Here is a 16152-nt window from a genome sequence, read left to right on the forward strand (position 1 = left end):
CCCGTTTCTCAGGGGTGTGCCGGTGAGGACGACCCACCGAGTGACGACAAATCGTGACGGAGAGACACCGTCTCTCGGCCGGTGTCGTAGTCGACGACGCCTGTCTCGGCGAGTTTCGGAAGAAGAGAGTGGCGGAGGCGTATCGTGTGTGTCCGCGGGGAACCGCCAACGTGAGCGGAGAGCGCCGTGGCGACGCTCGAAACGGCGAGTTCCGCGTCGCCGGCCTCGTCGAGAACGGTCAGCACCGCCCGTATCGCGGGCGTCGCAAACAGACACGCCTCGGAGTCAGTCGGTTCATCGTCGAGGCGATCCGCCAGTAACGGCGCGTACTCGGTGTCTCGCTCGGTGAGTCGAGGACCGGGCGCGAGCGTCCGACTGACCGGGTCGTACTCGACGAATCCGGCGTCGGTGAGTTTCGGAAGGTGGACGTGATGAAGCGAGACGCCGAGCGAGTCCAACGAGGCTTCGTGGTCGCCAGGGGCCGACGCCGACGAGTCGGGCGCCCGAATCGCCGCGACGAGCTCTGCGAGCGTCGAGGGTTGGGAGCCGTCCGACAGCATCGTCACGACTTGCCGGCGACGCGGGTGCGACAGAGCCGCCAGTAACCGCGGCAGTTCATCCGCGCCGCCCGATGTAGTGGAGGAGTGTTCGTCGGTCATCGCGTATCTGCCGTTGCAAACGAGTCCCCATCAGTGCAAGGCCTAAGATATTAGTGAATATTGAGAGACAAGTTTCGTCACTGTTCGAGAAGTACTCGGAAGAGCTTCCGCTGCGCGTGACGGAGGGGTTGGTGGAACGTCGGCGACGAGACACCGAGCGACGCCGCGATATCGTTACCCGAGTTCTCGCGGAGCCACTCGAAAAAGCCCGAGTAGTACGCCGCTTCGAGCGCCGCGCGCTGTCTGTCGGTGAGCGATCCCTACAGCGTCTGCGAGAGCGGCCGCATGTCTTCATCGCAGCGGCGACTGTACCGCTGGGCGAGGAGTTCCAGTTCCGGATACGTCTTCCGAACCCTGTCGGACTCGTTGCGGTGGAGTGCGAACAGGCGGCCGCAGACGCTCGAACGGGCGGTCGCCGCGCAACCGCCTCGGCACCCGTTCGACGGTCGGTCAGAGCATACGCTAGGGTGGCCTCGTTCTCACGCAAAAACCTTCGTGACCGACGGCAGAGATCGAGACGTTTCGACGGTCTCAGCGCCGAGCCGCACACTCGATGGCTTCCAAGCCGAGTTCGACCACGTCGGCGTCCAAGTCGCTCGTTCGGAGGTCGTCGGGTGTGTACCAGTCCCACACGTCTGCGCTCTCCTCGTCGTCGTCGGGGTCGATAGCGCGTTTATCGACCGTCGCGTAGTAGATGTGGTCGATGTGCTGGTGGCCGACCTCGTGGCCGTAGACGTCGATGTCTTCGAGTAACAGGTGTCGCGGCCGCGGAATCGTCCGCGCCGTCTCGGAGGCGACGTCGCGCTGGTCGACGAGCAGCGTCGGGGCCAGACCCGTCTCCTCGCGGGCCTCCCGGAGCGCCGCCTCGTGGGGGAGTTCGTCTCTGTCGACGTGGCCGCCGGGCGGGAGTCGCAGGCCGAGTCGCTTGTGCTCGTGCAGCGCCGTCGCCCCGTCGTTGACGATGTACGCCGTCGCCGTGAAGTGTCGCGTCGTCTCCATGGCGGTCGGTCGAAGCGACCGGCTTTAACCGTCGTGACTTCTGGTAGCCGAGGCCGAGGCGACTGAGACCGTAGCGGTCGAAGCGTGGATGTAAAAGAGAAGTCGAGTCCGAGGTGGGTCGTCGAACTGGGTCGGCGGTCGGCCGTGTTGTTCGGGGTGCAACCCGATTACGGCAGATGGACCTGCTCTTCGGCTTCGAGCAGTTCGTGGTAGCGGTTGCGGATGGTGACTTCACTGATGTTGGCGACGTCGCTCACTTCGCTCTGGGTCACCTTCTCGTTGGTGAGCAGCGAGGCGGCGTAGACGGCCGCGGCCGCGAGGCCGACTGGCGATTTGCCCGAGTGGACGCCCTGTTCCTTGGCGTTCTTCAACAGCCGGCGAGCGCGGCGCTCGGCCTCGTCGGAGAGGTCGAGGTCAGACGCGAACCGCGGCACGTAGCTCTCGGGGTCTGCGGGCTGGATTTCGAGTTTCAGCTCGCGGACGACGTAGCGGTACGTCCGCGCGATCTCGTCTTTCTCGACGCGGGAGACGCTCGTGATTTCGTCGAGGCTGCGCGGCGTCCCCGCCTGCCGAGCGGCGGCGTAGAGACTCGCCGTCGAGACGCCCTCGATGGAGCGCCCCGGCAGCAGGTCCTCGCCGAGCGCGCGGCGGTAGATGACCGACGCCGTCTCGCGGACGTTCTCGGGAAGTCCGAGCGCCGAGGCCATGCGGTCGATCTCGCCGAGCGCCTGCTTCAGATTGCGCTCTTTCGAGTCGCGGGTGCGGAAGCGCTCGTTCCATGTGCGGAGCCGCTGCATCTTCTCTCGCTGGCGGCTCGACAGCGAGTTGCCGTAGGCGTCCTTGTTCTGCCAGCCGATGTTGGTCGACAGTCCCTTGTCGTGCATCATGTTCGTCGTCGGCGCGCCGACGCGGGACTTCTGGTCCTTCTCCGTGGAGTTGAACGCGCGCCACTCGGGGCCGCGGTCGATGCCGTCCTCGCTGACGACGAGACCGCAGTCGGCGCAGACGGTCTCGCCGTGTTCGGTGTCGCTAGCCAACTGTCCGCCGCACTCCGGGCAGCGCAGCGTCTCGTCGGCTTCTTCTTCGCTCTCATCCTCGTCTCTCTGTCGGGTGCGCTCGCCCGTGTATCGTCGGACACTATCAGTCATTGTTAGGGGGTGGTGGGGTGGTGGAGAGACGCCTCTCTCGTGGACTGTTCTCCATCCCACTGTTGGGAAGCGAATGGCTTAACTCTGGTGGCGGAATTCGGCGTCGAGACGCCTCGATGGGCACGTTCAGGCGAAGGAGATGTGCGGCCCGAACAGCCCCTCGAACCGCCCCCCGACGGCGGGGTATCGGCGGACGGAGTGGGCGTCCGGTGGCGACGATTCGACCCCCGCCGCGGGTCGGCTCCCGCAGCGCATCGAAACCCTTACTCCCGGCCCCCGACACCGAGGAGACATGAGCGACACGTCCGTCGACGCGGAGGAAGTGCGTCACGTTGCGACCCTCGCGCGGGTCGACCTCGACGACGCGGAGGTCGAGGAGTTCGCCGCGCAGTTCGCGGACATTCTCACGTACTTCGACGCGCTCGACGAAGTGCCCGCAGTCGACGACGAAGCCGAGTTGGTGAACGTGATGCGCCCCGACGAGGTCCGTGAGAGTCTCAGTCAGGAGGAGGCGCTCTCGAACGCCGCCGAGGCCGAAGACGGCTTCTTCAAAGGACCGAAGGTGTCGTAGATGGCCGCCGACCTCAACATCTTCGTCACCGAGGAGACCGTCGAGTCCGACGCCGACGGCCCGCTGAGCGGCAAGACCGTCGCCGTCAAGGACAACATCAGCACCGAGGGTCTCCGCACGACCTGCGGGTCCGCGATGCTCGACGACTACGTCCCGCCGTACGACGCGACGGTCGTCAAGCGCCTGAAGGACGCGGGCGCGACCATCGTCGGCAAGGCGAACATGGACGAGTTCGGGATGGGGTCGACCACCGAGACGTCGGCGTTCGGCGCGACGAAGAACCCCGTCGACCCCGAACGCGTTCCCGGCGGCTCCTCCGGCGGTTCCGCGGCGGCGGTCGCGGCGGGCGAAGCCGACCTCGCACTCGGCACCGACACCGGCGGCTCGGTCCGCAACCCCGCGGCGTTCTGCGGCGTCGTCGGCATCAAACCCACCTACGGACTCGTCTCGCGCTACGGGCTCGTCGCCTACGCAAACTCGTTGGAGCAGATAGGTCCGTTCGCGCCCACCGTCGCGGAGGCGGCGGAACTGCTCGACGTGATCGCGGGCCCGGATGCGAAGGACGCGACGACCCGCGACGAGGGGGTAAACTCCGACTACGCCGGTGCCGCCGACGGCGACGTCGACGGACTCACTGTCGGCGTACCCACGGAACTGGTCGAGGGCGCGGACGACCGCGTCGTCGAGGCGTTCGAGGCGGCGCTGTCGGAGCTCGAAGCGCAGGGTGCGGAGACGACCGAAGTGAGCCTCGAATCGGTCGGTCACGCGGTGCAGGCGTACTACGTCATCGCCATGTCGGAGGCCTCCTCGAACCTCGCGCGGTTCGACGGCGTGCGATACGGGACCTCCGCGAGCGAGGCGAGCGGAGGCTCGGAGGGCGAGCGGAGCGAGTTCTCCGGTGAATCCGGCGGCTACGAGGGCAACTGGAACGAGTCGTTCGCCCGCGCCCGCGAGGAAGGCTTCGGCGCGGAGGTCAAACGCCGCATCCTCCTCGGCACGTACGCGCTCTCGGCGGGCTACCACGATAAGTACTACAAGAAGGCCCAGGACGCCCGCGCGTGGGTGGCGCAGGACTTCGACGCCGCCTTCGAGGCGGTCGACGTGCTCGCCTCGCCGACGATGCCGGTCCTCCCGCCGCGACTCGGCGAGAGCCTCGACGACCCGCTCCAGTTGTATCTGACCGACGCCAACACGGTGCCGGTGAATCTGGCGAACCTCCCCGCCATCTCGGTTCCCGCGGGCGAGGCCGACGGACTCCCCGTGGGCCTGCAGCTCATCGGCCCGAAGTTCGGCGAGGAGACGATTATTCGGACGGCCAGCGCCGTCGAGAACTGAGTTCTGTCTTTTTACTCCAGGGTTTTCGAGACGGCCCACGAGCGGAGCGAAGATGACCGTCTCGAAAGAAGGTGGGCGGCTTCAGTGCTCGCGTTCGACGTACCGCGCTTCGAACTCCTCGCGGCTCTTCGAGAGGTAGAGCGCGCCCTCGACGATGCCGACGAGGCCGGGAATCCCCGTCCAGAAGAACAGGAGATAGAGGAGACCCGTCTTCGTCCGGCCGAGGTAGAACCTGTGCGCGCCGAACGACCCCAGCAGGATGGCCAGCAGCGCCGCGACGAGTCGTCTGTCGTCGACGGCAGAGGGCGGCGGGCGCTGTCGGACGCCGCAGTTCGGACAGAGTTCAGCTTCGGCGTCTATCCGTTCGCCGCAGTTGCGGCAGTAGACGGTCCGGCTCTCGCCCGTCGCGGCCGCCTCAGTCCCCGTTGACGCGTCGGTGTCACCCGCCATGTGGCGGTAATCGTCGACTATCGGCAAAAATGTCGGGATGTACGCGCTCTGTCGAGCGTGCTACGCTCGTCTCCGGTGAGAATCAGAGTCGGACCCCTACTCACCGCCGCCAGTACTCCGGCGTCAGCAGGACCAAGACAGGGAGAATCTCCAACCGCCCGATCCACATCAGTCCGACCATCAACAGCTTCGAGGCGTTCGAGAACTCGCCGAATCCGCCCATCGGTCCGAGGAAGCCGAACCCCGGCCCGACGTTGCCGATGGTCGTCGCCGACGCGCTCAGGAGCTCCAACGCGGTGACGTCGAGTCCGACGCGGACGGCGTCCAGTCCGAGTAGTATCGTGGCGACGGCGAAGATGACGAGATAGAGGAGCGTGAAGGCGTAGATGCCGCGAACCGCCCGCTCGTCGAGCGCGCGCCCGCCGAGTCTGACTGGGCGGACCGCCTCCGGGTGAGACGTCGTGAACAGCTCGCGGCGGACGGATTTGAGGATGACGTACCAGCGGACGATTTTGATGCCGCCACCGGTCGACCCCGCGCTGCCACCGATGAACATCGCAAACAGGAGGAGATACTTCGTGGGCGCGCTCCAGGCGTTGAAGTCGAGGCTGGCGTACCCCGTCGTCGTCACGATGGCGAGAACTTGAAACAGCGCCGCCCGTATCGACGGTTCGGCGCTCCCGACGATGCCGCCGGCGGTGTCGACGACGTAGGCCGCGTCGTACGTCTGTCCGCCCGTGGCCGCCTCGGGGGTGACGAACCCGTTACCGCTGAACAGGAGTCCGGCGATGATCGTGGTGAGCACCGCGACGACGCCGAGATACGCGCGGAACTCCCTATCCTCGACGAGCGTCCGGGGGTCGTCCGCCAACACGTGCCAGATGAGCGCGAAGTTCGTCCCGGCGACGGCCATGAAGGGGATGATGACCCACTGGGCGGCGGCCGAGAACGCCTCGATGCTCCGCGCCTCCGGCGAGAAGCCGCCGGTGGGCATCGTCGTCAGCCCGTGAGCGACGGCGTTGTAGAAATCCATCTGCGGTGCCATCCCACCGCGGTGGAGGCCGTACAGGAGGAGGATTTCCAAAACGGTGAACCCGAGGTACGCGCCCCACAGCACCCGTGCCGTCTCGGCGATGCGGGGAGTGAGCTTCTCGATACCCGGCCCGGGCGCTTCGGCGTCCATCAACTGCGCGCCGCCGACCGATAGCTCCGGGAGGATAGCGACGGCGAGGACGACGATACCCATCCCGCCGAGCCACTGCGTGAGCTGTCGCCACATCATGATGGCGCGGGTGTGGGTCTCGAAGGAGATGTCACCGAGAACGGTCGAACCCGTAGTAGAGAAGCCGCTCATACTCTCGAACAGCGCGTTCACGGGGTTTGCGAGCGTCGACGCCGGCGAGAGAGGCCCGAGCAGAAACGGAATGCCGTGAGCCTCGACGAGATACGGAATCGCACCGACGAGGGCGACGGCCAGCCACGTCACACCGACCATCAGAAAGCCCTCTCGCGCGCGGAGGTCCGGTTCGGGTTCGAGGCGCTCCAACCATACACCGACCGCCGCGGTGACGAGCATCGTCACGAGAAACGGTGCGACCGACTCGCCGTAGTAGAGCGCGACGACCACCGGAAGCGTGAGCGGTACGACCAGATACTTCAGCACCGTCCCGACGAGACTGAGACTGGCGCGGTAGTCGACGCGGAGGCGCATCGACCGCCAGCGATTCAACGAAGAAGTCACGAGTGCAGGCCTCTTTCGATGCGAAGCGTATGAACGTAGTGGAACGCCGTATTGGGTGAGAACGCTGGAACGCCGTATTGGGTGAGAACACTGGAACGCCGCATTGGGCGGGAAGGCAGGCTCGCGTGCTACGGGAGCGCCGACGCCGCGCTCAGAGCTTCGGTCCCACGTCGTCGAGCACTTCGATTGCGACGAAGACGACGACGTGGTCGCCGGGTTCGATGACGGTGTCACCGCGCGGGGTGACGAACTCGTCCTGGCGGGTGATAGCGCCGATGACGACGCCGGAGGGGAGTTCCGTCATCACCTCTCTGATGGGCTGTCCCACGAGGATGCTGTCGCGGTCGACTTCTATCTCCAGAACTTCGGCTTTGTCGCTCTCGATGAGCGCGACGTTCTCCGCGCCGCCCTCGTGGGTGAAACGCGTGATCTCCTCGGCGACGACTTCGCGGGGGTTCAACCCGACGTCGACGCCGACGGCCTCGAACAGTTCGACGTACGCGGGCGTGTCGATAACCGCCACCGTTCGGGCAGCGCCGAGACGAGTGGCCAGAAGCGAGACGAGGAGGTTCTTCTCGTCGGAGCCGAGCGCGGAGACGACGACGTCGGCGTCGCCGACGTGTTCGCGTTCGAGGAACTCGGCGTTCGTCGCGTCGCTCTCCATCACGATGGTTCCCGGCAGTTGCTCGGCGAGGCGGCGCGCGCGGTCGGCGTCGTACTCGATGAGTCGCGGGCGCAGTCCCCGCTCTTCGAGCAGGCGAGCGACGTGGTAGCTGACCTCGCTCCCGCCGACGATGACGACTTCGTCGGGCGACCCCAGTGAGTCGGCGGGGACCAACGCGTCCGAGAACCCCTGGACGCTCTCGGGGCTCCCGATGACGACGACCCTGTCGCCGGCGCTGATTACCGACTCCCCGCGGGGGATGACGACCTCGCCGTTTCGGAGGATAGCGGCGAACGTCAGCGAGTCGAAACGGTCGGCCTCGCGCACGGTCTGGTCGGCGACGGGACTGTCGGCGCTCACCTCGAACTCGGCCATCTGGACGCGGCCCTCCGCGAACGGGTCGACGTCGCGGGCGGCGGGCAGGCCGATGATGCGGACGATGGCCTCCGCCGCCAGCAAGTTCGTACAGACCATGAAGTCGATGCCGAAAGCGTCGCCGGAGTGCTGCCACGTCCGGAGATGTTCGGTGTTCTTCACGCGGGCGACGGTGAACGCGTCGCTGATGGCTTTCGCCGTCGCGCAGGCGACGATGTTCGTCTCGTCGTTGTCCGTCGTCGCGATGAGCATGTCCGCCTCGTCGATACCGGCCTCTCGAAGCACTGACAGCGACGTGCCGTCGCCTTGGATGGCGAGCACGTCCAGCGAGTACGTGAGGTCCTCGACGCGGTTACTGTCGCGCTCGACGACGACGACTTCGTGGCTCCGGTCGAGGTCCGAAGCGATGCTCTCGCCGACCTGACCGGCGCCGATGATGATCACGCGCACGGCGTTCGCTCACCTCTGTTCATATCATTCGGGGGTCGTCCGACTACATTTGTCTTTTCGTCTCGGAACGTTCCGTTCTCGCCGAGATAACGCGTTCAGCGACCCGCGCGTTCGACCGGCTCAGAGTTCGTCCGGCCGGTCTCGGACGGTGAGCGTCACCGACCGCTCGCGGCCTTCGAGGTCGGCGACGACGCGTTCGACGACCCGCTCGGCCTCCTTGACCACGAGGGGCTTTATCTTCTCTATCACCCAGTCGAAGGAGACGAACATCGGCAGATCCAGCGCGCCGTGGGCGCTGTCGGGGTCGAACTCGACCTCCAAGACGACGCGGCAGGCGGCGTCGGCGTCGGGCGGCGCGTCCGCCGGCAGTTCCTCCAGCGGTTCGACGAGCCATCGGCCCTCAGCGTCGAGCTTTCGGGTGAGTCGCCACTCGATGCGCGTCGGCGGGAGCAGCTCCGTCACCTCCGAGCGGGCGGTGTAGTCGAGCTTCCACCACTCGAACCGGAGCGCGTACTCGGTTCCCGGCGAGCCGTCGCCGTCGGCGCGCACATCGGTGAGATACTTCGAGTAGTTCGCGTATCGAGGGAAATCGACGAGGAACTCGTACACCTCCTCGGGCGGGAGGTAGACGACCGTCGAGACGGCAATCTCGTCCACGGCGGAATATGTAGAGCCGAGAGCGTAAGCGTTCCGGAGTTGACGGTTCGCGGCGCCATCTCGACCCGAGTGCGGTCCCGGAGGCCCGGACGTCCGTGCGCCGAGAGACGGGGGTCGCACCGCCTCGGCCGGGGCGGCGAGTCGTGTCGTTCGGGCCACTGTGCGGCGGTCGGTCACCGCGTGCAACGGTGCTACCTCACATTTAGGCGAGCCTAATAATCGACGCTTTTATTGGGTTTAGGCGTGCCTAAACAGTTATGCAACGACGACAGTACCTCGGTCTCGGGGCCGGTGCGCTCGTGACGGCGCTCGCCGGTTGCTCGGACACGACGGGCGAATCGGCGCCGTCGGGGGGTTCGGAGACGCCCGACGGGACGGAAGCGACGGAAACCGGCTCGGAGACGCAGTCCGGACAGAACCAGTCGTACACGGTGTCGATGCCGCCGGTCGGTGCCGTCGAGTTCGACGACGTGCCGGAGACGTGGGTCGCCAACAACGGCAGTTGGGCGGACATGGGGGTCGCCCTCGGCCTCGAACCGCCCAAGGGCGTTTGGCTCACCGAGCGATACCACACCCAGTACTACGACCAAATTCCGGACGTCTCGGTCGACAAGTCCGAGATGGTCTCGCTCTATCAGGACGGCGTCAGCAAGGAGCTGTTCTACGAACTCGACGCGGACGTCCACGTCATCGACCCGAACTTCCTGATGAACCGATTCAAGGGATGGGAGCAGGCGGATATCGACGAAATCCGCGAGCAGATCGGCCCGTTCTTCGGAAACAGCATCTTCTCGACGGGGTACTCCTGGCACGAGGACTACCCGTACCTCTCGCTCATGGAGGCGTTCGAGAAGCTCTCAGAGGTGTTCCAACGACAGGACCGATACGCGGCGTTCGAGTCGGTCCACGAGGAGTTCCAGTCCAACCTCGAATCGGTCGTCTCCGAGCAGAGCGACCGTCCCTCGGTCGCCATTCTCTGGCCCGCGCCGGTCGACCAGCCGGACTCGTTCTCGCCGTATCTCATCGGAGACGGGACGAGTTTCAAGCAGTGGCGCGACCTCCAGGTGCGAGACGCGCTCGCGGACACGAACGTGAAAGACTTCCATGCGGACCGCGGCGCGATCGACTACGAGACGCTGTTGGAGATCGACCCCGACGTGCTGCTGCTCCGCGGCAACGAGCAGAAGAGCGCAGCGGAGTTCGAGAACACCGTCCTCAGCTTCATGCGGGACCACAACACGGCGAGCGAACTCACCGCGGTGCAAAATGGCGACGTCTATCGCGGCGGTCCGCTCTATCAGGGTCCGATTACGAATCTCTTGCTCACCGAGCGGGCCGCGCGTCAGGTGTACGGCGCCGACGAGCAACTGTTCGACCGCCAGCGGGTCGCAGACATCGTCAACGGAAACGACTGAGATCCGCTCCCCGGAACTTGACCGTCTCCGTCCGGAGTCCGTCCCGCGGTCGACGACCCGAGTTATGGAGACGGAGGCGGCGTTCGGACACCAGCCGCGGGACGGACGACGCGTCGGCGTGACCGCGGCAAGCCTTTTAGGCAGTCCTAAAAATCGAAGTTCTTTTGAACTGGCGAGACGCCAGTGTGAGACATGAAACGTCCGAGAGAGACCGGTAGACGGGAACGAAGACGGTGGGCGGTTCGGGGCCGGACGAACCGCCGAACGCCGCGTTCCGGCGAGCGCGGAAAGGAGCGTTCGACAGATGGCGAGTGACACGCGGACCGGCGAGTACGCGAACGCGACGAATCGCCGGTTCGGGTGGGTGAACTCGTCGCTCGTCACGCTCTCCGTCGCGAGCGTCGTCGTCGTCGTCCTCGGCGCGCTCGTCCAGGTGAGTTTCGGCGCGTACACGATGAGCATCGGACAGGCGTGGCAGGCGGTGTTCGACCCCGCAGTCCTGACGAACCCCTACCTACTGATGCAGTTCTTCTTCGGCGACGCCGTCGCCGAGGCGGTCGCCGGCGCGTTCGGTCTGGGGACCGCCACGCCGGAGCTCAGTAGAGAGACGCTCATCGTCTGGAACATCAGGCTCCCGCGCGTCGTCGTCGGCGCGCTCGTCGGCGCGAACCTCGCCATCTCGGGGGCGATATTCCAGGCCGTGACGCGCAACGAACTCGCCTCGCCGTACATCCTCGGCGTCAGTTCCGGCGCGGGGCTGATGATTCTGCTCACGCTCGTCTTCTTCACGGGGCTCGCGGTTTACCTACCGATTCTCGCCGCGCTCGGCGGTACGGTCGCGTTCCTCATCGTCTACGGCATCGCCTGGAAGAACGGGACGAGTCCGATTCGGCTCGTGCTGGCGGGCGTCATCGTCTCGACCATCTTCGGGTCGCTGCAGACGGCTATCTTCTTCTTCGCCAACGACATCGGTATCGTCCAGAGCGCAATCGCGTGGACGACGGGGTCATTGACCGGGACCGACTGGGAACAGGTTCGGATGGCGCTGCCGTGGACGGTACTGTCGGTGGTGTTGGCCGTCGCCGGGTCGCGCCAGCTGAACGTGCTACTGCTCGGCGGGAAGACCGCTCAGGCGCTCGGGATGTCCGTCGAGCGCGTCCGCTTCGCGCTGTCGGGCGTCGCCATTCTGGCTGCGAGCGCCGCCATCGCGGTCGCCGGAATCGTCGGCTTCGTCGGCCTCGTCGTCCCGCACATCGTCCGCAACATCGTCGGCAGCGACTACCGTCGGCTGGTCGTCGGTTGTATGTTCGTCGGCCCCGCGCTGATGGTCGGCGCGGACGTGGGCGCGCGTCTCGCGCTCAGTCCGGCGCAGATTCCGGTCGGCATCGTCACCGGCCTCGTCGGCGGTCCGTACTTCCTCTATCTCATGCGGAAGAAACAGCAACTGGGTGAAATCTGATGGTAGATACGAACGTCTCGGCGGATTCGGCAGCGTCGTCGAACGCGACAAAGTCGTCGAACGCGACAAAGTCGTCGAACGCGGTATCGAACCGAACGAACGGAGAAACGGCCGACGAGGGGGTGCAGACGGAGGCCGTCGACGCGACGGAACTCGTCGGCGAGAACCTCGCAATCGGCTACCCGACGACGCCGGAACCGGTGGTCGAGTGCGACTCCGTCGTCGTCCCCGCAGGGGAAGTGACCGCACTCGTCGGCCCGAACGGGTCCGGCAAGAGCACGCTGCTTCGATCGTTGTCGAACCAACTCAAACCGGAACGTGGGAGCGTCCTTCTGGACGGCCACGAACTCCAGACGTTCGGGACGAAGGAACTCGCCAAGCGACTCGGTCTCCTCTCGCAGGAGAACGAAGCGCCCGGGAGCCTCACCGTCGAAGAGCTCGTCTATCACGGCCGCTACCCCCACCGCGGCTTCTTCGAGACGGTCAATGAGGAGGACGAGGCGGCCGTCGACGAGGCCATCTCGCTGGCGGGCGTCGAGCACATCCGCGACTCGCAGGTCGGCAACCTCAGCGGCGGGCAGAAGCAGTTGGCGTGGATTGCGATGGTGCTGGCGCAGGACACCGACGTGCTGTTGCTGGACGAACCGACGACGTATCTCGACCTGCACCACCAGTTGCGCGTGATGGAGGTCGTCCGGACGCTCAACCGCGAACGCGACGTCACCGTCGCCGTCGTCCTCCACGACATCGGCCAGGCGGCGCGCTTCGCGGACAACCTCGTCGCCATGCGCGACGGCGAACTGTACGACTGGGGGCCGCCGCGAAAAGTCGTCACCGAGGAACTGCTCCGGGACGTGTTCCGGGTCGAAGCCACTGTCGACGCCGACCATCCGACGGGGCCGCACATCTCGCCGCACCGCGCGATGGACGAGTGACGGGTCGGTCCAGGTGCCGGGTTCGGTCGAAGTGCCGGGTTCGGCCGAAGCGCCGGGCTCGGCGACGACGAGGCCCGACGGGCAGCCTGAGAAGGCGTTGTTCGACCACCAACGCGTCGCCGACACCGTCGCCGGCGAGTTCTGAGAGCGACGAACCGAAACCGACGACGCTTCACCTGAGTCCGAACTACGAGACGATATGAGCGATACGTCCGAGACGGAAGCAGTAACATCGAACGGCTCGACCGACTCCGACCGCTACGACGTGCTGGTCGTCGGCGGCGGTGTCGCGGGGCTGAGCGCCGCGACGTTCACCGCCCGCGCCGGACTCGACACCGCCGTCGTCGACGACGGCAGCTCGATCGTCAAACGAAACGCGCATCTGGAGAACGTCCCCGGGTTCCCGGCGGGCGTCAACTCCCGCCTGTTCTGCGAGATGCAGCGCGAACAGGCCCGACGGAACGGCAGTACGTTCGTCGACGGCCGAGTGACTGAGCTCCGACGAGGTGACGAGGACGCGTTCCGAGCGAGAGTCGTCAATGGCGAGGAGGACGGCACCGGCGACGGAGAATCCACGGAGCTCGATACGACCTACGTCGTCGCCGCGTCGTGGAGCGACACCTCGTACCTCGACGGACTTGGCGTCGACCTCCGGGTCGCCGGGAGCAAGACCTACGTCGGCGACGACGGCCTCGGCCGGACGAACGTCGAGGGTCTCTACGCGGCCGGTCGACTGACCGAGCGGTACCACCAGGCGGTAGTCGCCGCCGGCCAGGGCGCACAGACCGCGATTACGCTGGTTCACGACTCCGAAACCCCGTTCTACAACGATTGGGTCGCCCCCGAGGGTTACTTCACCGACCGCGGCCGGGAGGTGCCGCCGGGCTGTAAGGAGATAGACGAAACCGAGCGACGCCGACGCGAGGCCGAGTCGCTGGAGACGATGCAGCAGTTCTTCGCCGAACCGCATCCGGAGCCACAGCGAACGCACCCGAGTCTCGTCGACGACGACGAGTAACGACGGGTAGGCTGCGGCGGAGTGAGGAACGAACGTCACAGCGGAGCGAGGAACGAACGTCACAGCGGAGCGAGGAACGAGCCCCACGGCGAGGCAAGAACGAGCCCCACGGCGAGGCAAGAACGAGCCCCACGGCGAGGCAAGAACGAGCCCCACGGCGAGGCGAGAACGAACAGACGCGACGCGGAGAGTCGGCGAGATATCGTACCCTCCCACACCAGTTTGCAAATGTTCGGACTCGTGACGAAGGGGGAGTCACAGTGGAAAACGGACGGTCGAGCTGTGTCAGTATATAATAGACGGAATTAGGCAACCGAATCACACCGATTTTCAAATGTTTTGGGTCGGTCACGTGGTGCGTTTTCTCGAATAAACAGTACACTACACTACACTAGTTTAGAAAGGTATATTCATAATAAGAAACTCCCATCCGAGAATCTGTGTTATCAGTACCCACGTCACGTCTTGACGCTATCCCTGAGGTCGGGTGGCGGTCGTGTCGCGGGCTGACTGCCCCGAGTTCTCCTCGCGCCAACGGCCCCACCCCTCCTCCCACGGAGAGCATTTGCAAACTGGTGTGAGAGAGTCGGCGCGCTCTCGACACTCGGCTACCGCCGCGTCTCGACGCGCGGTGGTGCTCGGAGAACACTTGAAAACCGCTCTCCCCATCGGGCGTGCACCCCTCATCGCTTGCCAATACGCGTACGGGCAGCAATCGGTTCGTAGGTCCTCGGCTCGATTCGCGCGTCTTTAGTCCGATTCGTGCGGTCCTCGCTTGGATTCGTGTCTCCTCGCCTCGACAGACCGACATCGACGACTACTTCCGACGAACTACCGCCGACGGACCGACACCGCCGACCCGCGTCCGAGTAGCACTTGAAACACGTGAAGCATTTGCAAAGCACTAAGTAGCGGCACCCGGCAGGCACGAACAGCATGGCTCCCGACTCTATTTTCGAAGACGAGGCCGAGGTGTTCCGCGACATCGAGGTGCTCGAAGAGGACTACACTCCGGACACGATCCTCTGCCGCGACGAGGTGATGACGGAGTACATCAACGTCCTCAAACCCATCTACAAAGGCCGCCCGCCGCAGAACGCGTTCCTCTACGGCGACACCGGTGTCGGCAAGACCGCCGTGACCAACCACCTCACGACGCAGTTGGAAGCCGACATCCGACAGAAGAACGAGGATATCGAGCGGAAGCACGAACAGAACGACCAGCGAGCGGACGAGGGCGGAGAGGCACAACCCTCGGTCGACACCGACGCCGCCGTCGATCTCACCATCGTCAAGGTGAACTGTCAGAACCTCACCTCCACCGGCGAGCGAACCTCCTCCTACCAGGTCGCCATCGCGCTGGTCAACGAACTCCGCCCGCCGAAGGACATGATCGCCTCCACCGGCTACGCTCCTCAGGCGGTGTACTCGATGCTGTACGAGGAGATGGACGCCCTCGGCGGCACGGTGTTGGTCATCCTCGACGAGGTCGACCGCATCGGCGCCGACGACACCATCCTCTACGAACTCCCGCGTGCGCGAGCGAACGAGAAGGTCGAAAACGCCCGCATCGGCCTCATCGGCATCTCCAACGACTACACGTTCCGGTCGAACCTCTCGCCGAAGGTCAAAGACACGCTCTGCGAGACCGAGATCAAGTTCCCCGCCTACAACGCGATGCAACTGCGCGAGATTCTGCGAGACCGCGCCTCCCGCGCGCTCTACGACAACACCTACGGCGACGACGTCATCGCGCTCTGTGCGGCGCTCGCCACTCGTGAATCCTCGGGGAGCGCGCGAAAAGCCATCAACCTGCTGCGCCGCGCGGGTGAAATCGCCGAGAACGACGGCCGGACGACCATCGTCGAGGGCGACGTCCACGAGGCGAAAGACGACTTGGAGTACGGCGACATGGTCGACTCCATCACCGACCAGGACGCGCACAAACGCTACGTACTCGCCGCCGTCGCCCACCTCTCGAAGGCCGACGCGACGCCCGCCCGCGTGAAAGAGGTCCACCGCGCGTACCGCGCCGTCGCCGAGAGCTACGCCGCGGACCCGCTGAGCCAACGCGGGATGTACAACCACCTGACGAAACTGGCGATGCTCGGCTTTCTCACCTCCCACGACAACAACGAGGGCATCAAAGGCGGCCAGTACTACGAGTTCGAGTTCTCCGACGAGGTCGACCGCTCGAAAGTCCGCGAGGCGTTCGAGTCGATGGGCCTCTCCTGGAACGACGTCCGAATTCACGCCCCGTAGCTTCTGAATCCGGC

The 16152-nt window shown here is 65.5% G+C and carries 16 protein-coding genes and 1 pseudogene; 8 read left to right on the forward strand and 9 right to left on the reverse strand.

Annotated features, from left to right (window positions below; all coding sequences use genetic code 11):
- Positions 1 to 8: 8 nt before the first annotated feature.
- From LAQ73_RS02135 to LAQ73_RS17580, 5 genes and pseudogenes are all read right to left on the reverse strand, one after another.
- A complete protein-coding gene (locus tag LAQ73_RS02135) occupies positions 9 to 659 on the reverse strand; it encodes a DUF7344 domain-containing protein (RefSeq protein ID WP_224269612.1) in 651 nt (216 codons plus the stop codon).
- Positions 660 to 736: 77 nt separating this feature from the next.
- Positions 737 to 901 (reverse strand): annotated as a pseudogene (locus LAQ73_RS02140) (helix-turn-helix domain-containing protein); the annotation flags it as partial.
- Positions 902 to 1190: 289 nt separating this feature from the next.
- Complete coding sequence (locus LAQ73_RS02145) at positions 1191 to 1658, reverse strand: NUDIX hydrolase (protein ID WP_224269613.1); 468 nt, start codon at positions 1656 to 1658, stop codon at positions 1191 to 1193.
- 167 nt (positions 1659 to 1825) lie between these two features.
- A complete protein-coding gene (locus LAQ73_RS02150; protein WP_224269614.1) occupies positions 1826 to 2806 on the reverse strand; it encodes a transcription initiation factor IIB in 981 nt (326 codons plus the stop codon).
- Positions 2807 to 2932: 126 nt separating this feature from the next.
- Entirely contained in the window at positions 2933 to 3061 is a 129-nt protein-coding gene (locus LAQ73_RS17580; RefSeq protein ID WP_255634974.1) for a hypothetical protein, read from the reverse strand.
- A gap of 37 nt (positions 3062 to 3098) precedes the next feature.
- Here LAQ73_RS17580 and gatC point away from each other — a divergent pair, with 37 nt between their 5' ends.
- Positions 3099 to 3377 (forward strand): Asp-tRNA(Asn)/Glu-tRNA(Gln) amidotransferase subunit GatC, encoded by a 279-nt coding sequence (gene gatC, locus LAQ73_RS02155; RefSeq protein WP_224269615.1) that lies wholly within the window; start codon positions 3099 to 3101, stop codon positions 3375 to 3377.
- A complete protein-coding gene (gatA, locus tag LAQ73_RS02160) occupies positions 3378 to 4712 on the forward strand; it encodes an Asp-tRNA(Asn)/Glu-tRNA(Gln) amidotransferase subunit GatA (RefSeq protein WP_224269616.1) in 1335 nt (444 codons plus the stop codon).
- Positions 4713 to 4793: 81 nt separating this feature from the next.
- Here the strand turns inward: gatA and LAQ73_RS02165 are convergent, their stop codons facing one another.
- The 4 genes from LAQ73_RS02165 to LAQ73_RS02180 form a co-directional block, all read right to left on the reverse strand.
- Positions 4794 to 5162, reverse strand: coding sequence for a TM2 domain-containing protein (locus LAQ73_RS02165; protein ID WP_224269617.1), 369 nt, complete (start codon positions 5160 to 5162; stop codon positions 4794 to 4796).
- A 100-nt stretch (positions 5163 to 5262) separates the two neighbouring features.
- Positions 5263 to 6873, reverse strand: a complete 1611-nt coding sequence (locus LAQ73_RS02170) for a TrkH family potassium uptake protein (protein ID WP_224270701.1) — start codon at positions 6871 to 6873, stop codon at positions 5263 to 5265.
- Positions 6874 to 7054: 181 nt separating this feature from the next.
- Entirely contained in the window at positions 7055 to 8392 is a 1338-nt protein-coding gene (trkA, locus tag LAQ73_RS02175) for a Trk system potassium transporter TrkA (protein WP_224269618.1), read from the reverse strand.
- A 120-nt stretch (positions 8393 to 8512) separates the two neighbouring features.
- Complete coding sequence (locus LAQ73_RS02180) at positions 8513 to 9049, reverse strand: SRPBCC family protein (protein WP_224269619.1); 537 nt, start codon at positions 9047 to 9049, stop codon at positions 8513 to 8515.
- Positions 9050 to 9306: 257 nt separating this feature from the next.
- Here LAQ73_RS02180 and LAQ73_RS02185 point away from each other — a divergent pair, with 257 nt between their 5' ends.
- The 6 genes from LAQ73_RS02185 (at position 9307) to LAQ73_RS02205 (ending at position 16138) form a co-directional block, all read left to right on the forward strand.
- Entirely contained in the window at positions 9307 to 10464 is a 1158-nt protein-coding gene (locus LAQ73_RS02185) for an ABC transporter substrate-binding protein (RefSeq protein ID WP_224269620.1), read from the forward strand.
- 304 nt (positions 10465 to 10768) lie between these two features.
- The gene (locus LAQ73_RS02190; RefSeq protein WP_224269621.1) at positions 10769 to 11923 is read left to right on the forward strand and encodes a FecCD family ABC transporter permease; all 1155 of its coding nucleotides are present in this window, start codon (positions 10769 to 10771) and stop codon (positions 11921 to 11923) included.
- Complete coding sequence (locus tag LAQ73_RS02195; protein WP_224269622.1) at positions 11923 to 12858, forward strand: ABC transporter ATP-binding protein; 936 nt, start codon at positions 11923 to 11925, stop codon at positions 12856 to 12858. Before LAQ73_RS02190 ends, LAQ73_RS02195 begins: the two co-directional genes overlap by 1 nt.
- Positions 12859 to 12871: 13 nt before the next feature.
- On the forward strand, positions 12872 to 13003 hold the full coding sequence (locus LAQ73_RS17585; RefSeq protein ID WP_255634975.1) for a hypothetical protein: 132 nt from the start codon (positions 12872 to 12874) through the stop codon (positions 13001 to 13003).
- Positions 13004 to 13057: 54 nt separating this feature from the next.
- A complete protein-coding gene (locus tag LAQ73_RS02200; protein ID WP_224269623.1) occupies positions 13058 to 13876 on the forward strand; it encodes an FAD-dependent oxidoreductase in 819 nt (272 codons plus the stop codon).
- Between the two features lie 936 nt (positions 13877 to 14812).
- Positions 14813 to 16138 (forward strand): Cdc6/Cdc18 family protein, encoded by a 1326-nt coding sequence (locus tag LAQ73_RS02205; RefSeq protein ID WP_224269624.1) that lies wholly within the window; start codon positions 14813 to 14815, stop codon positions 16136 to 16138.
- The last annotated feature ends 14 nt before the right edge of the window (positions 16139 to 16152 follow it).

The sequence above is a fragment of the Haloprofundus salinisoli genome (genome assembly GCF_020097815.1).
GTDB classification, from domain to species: domain Archaea; phylum Halobacteriota; class Halobacteria; order Halobacteriales; family Haloferacaceae; genus Haloprofundus; species Haloprofundus salinisoli.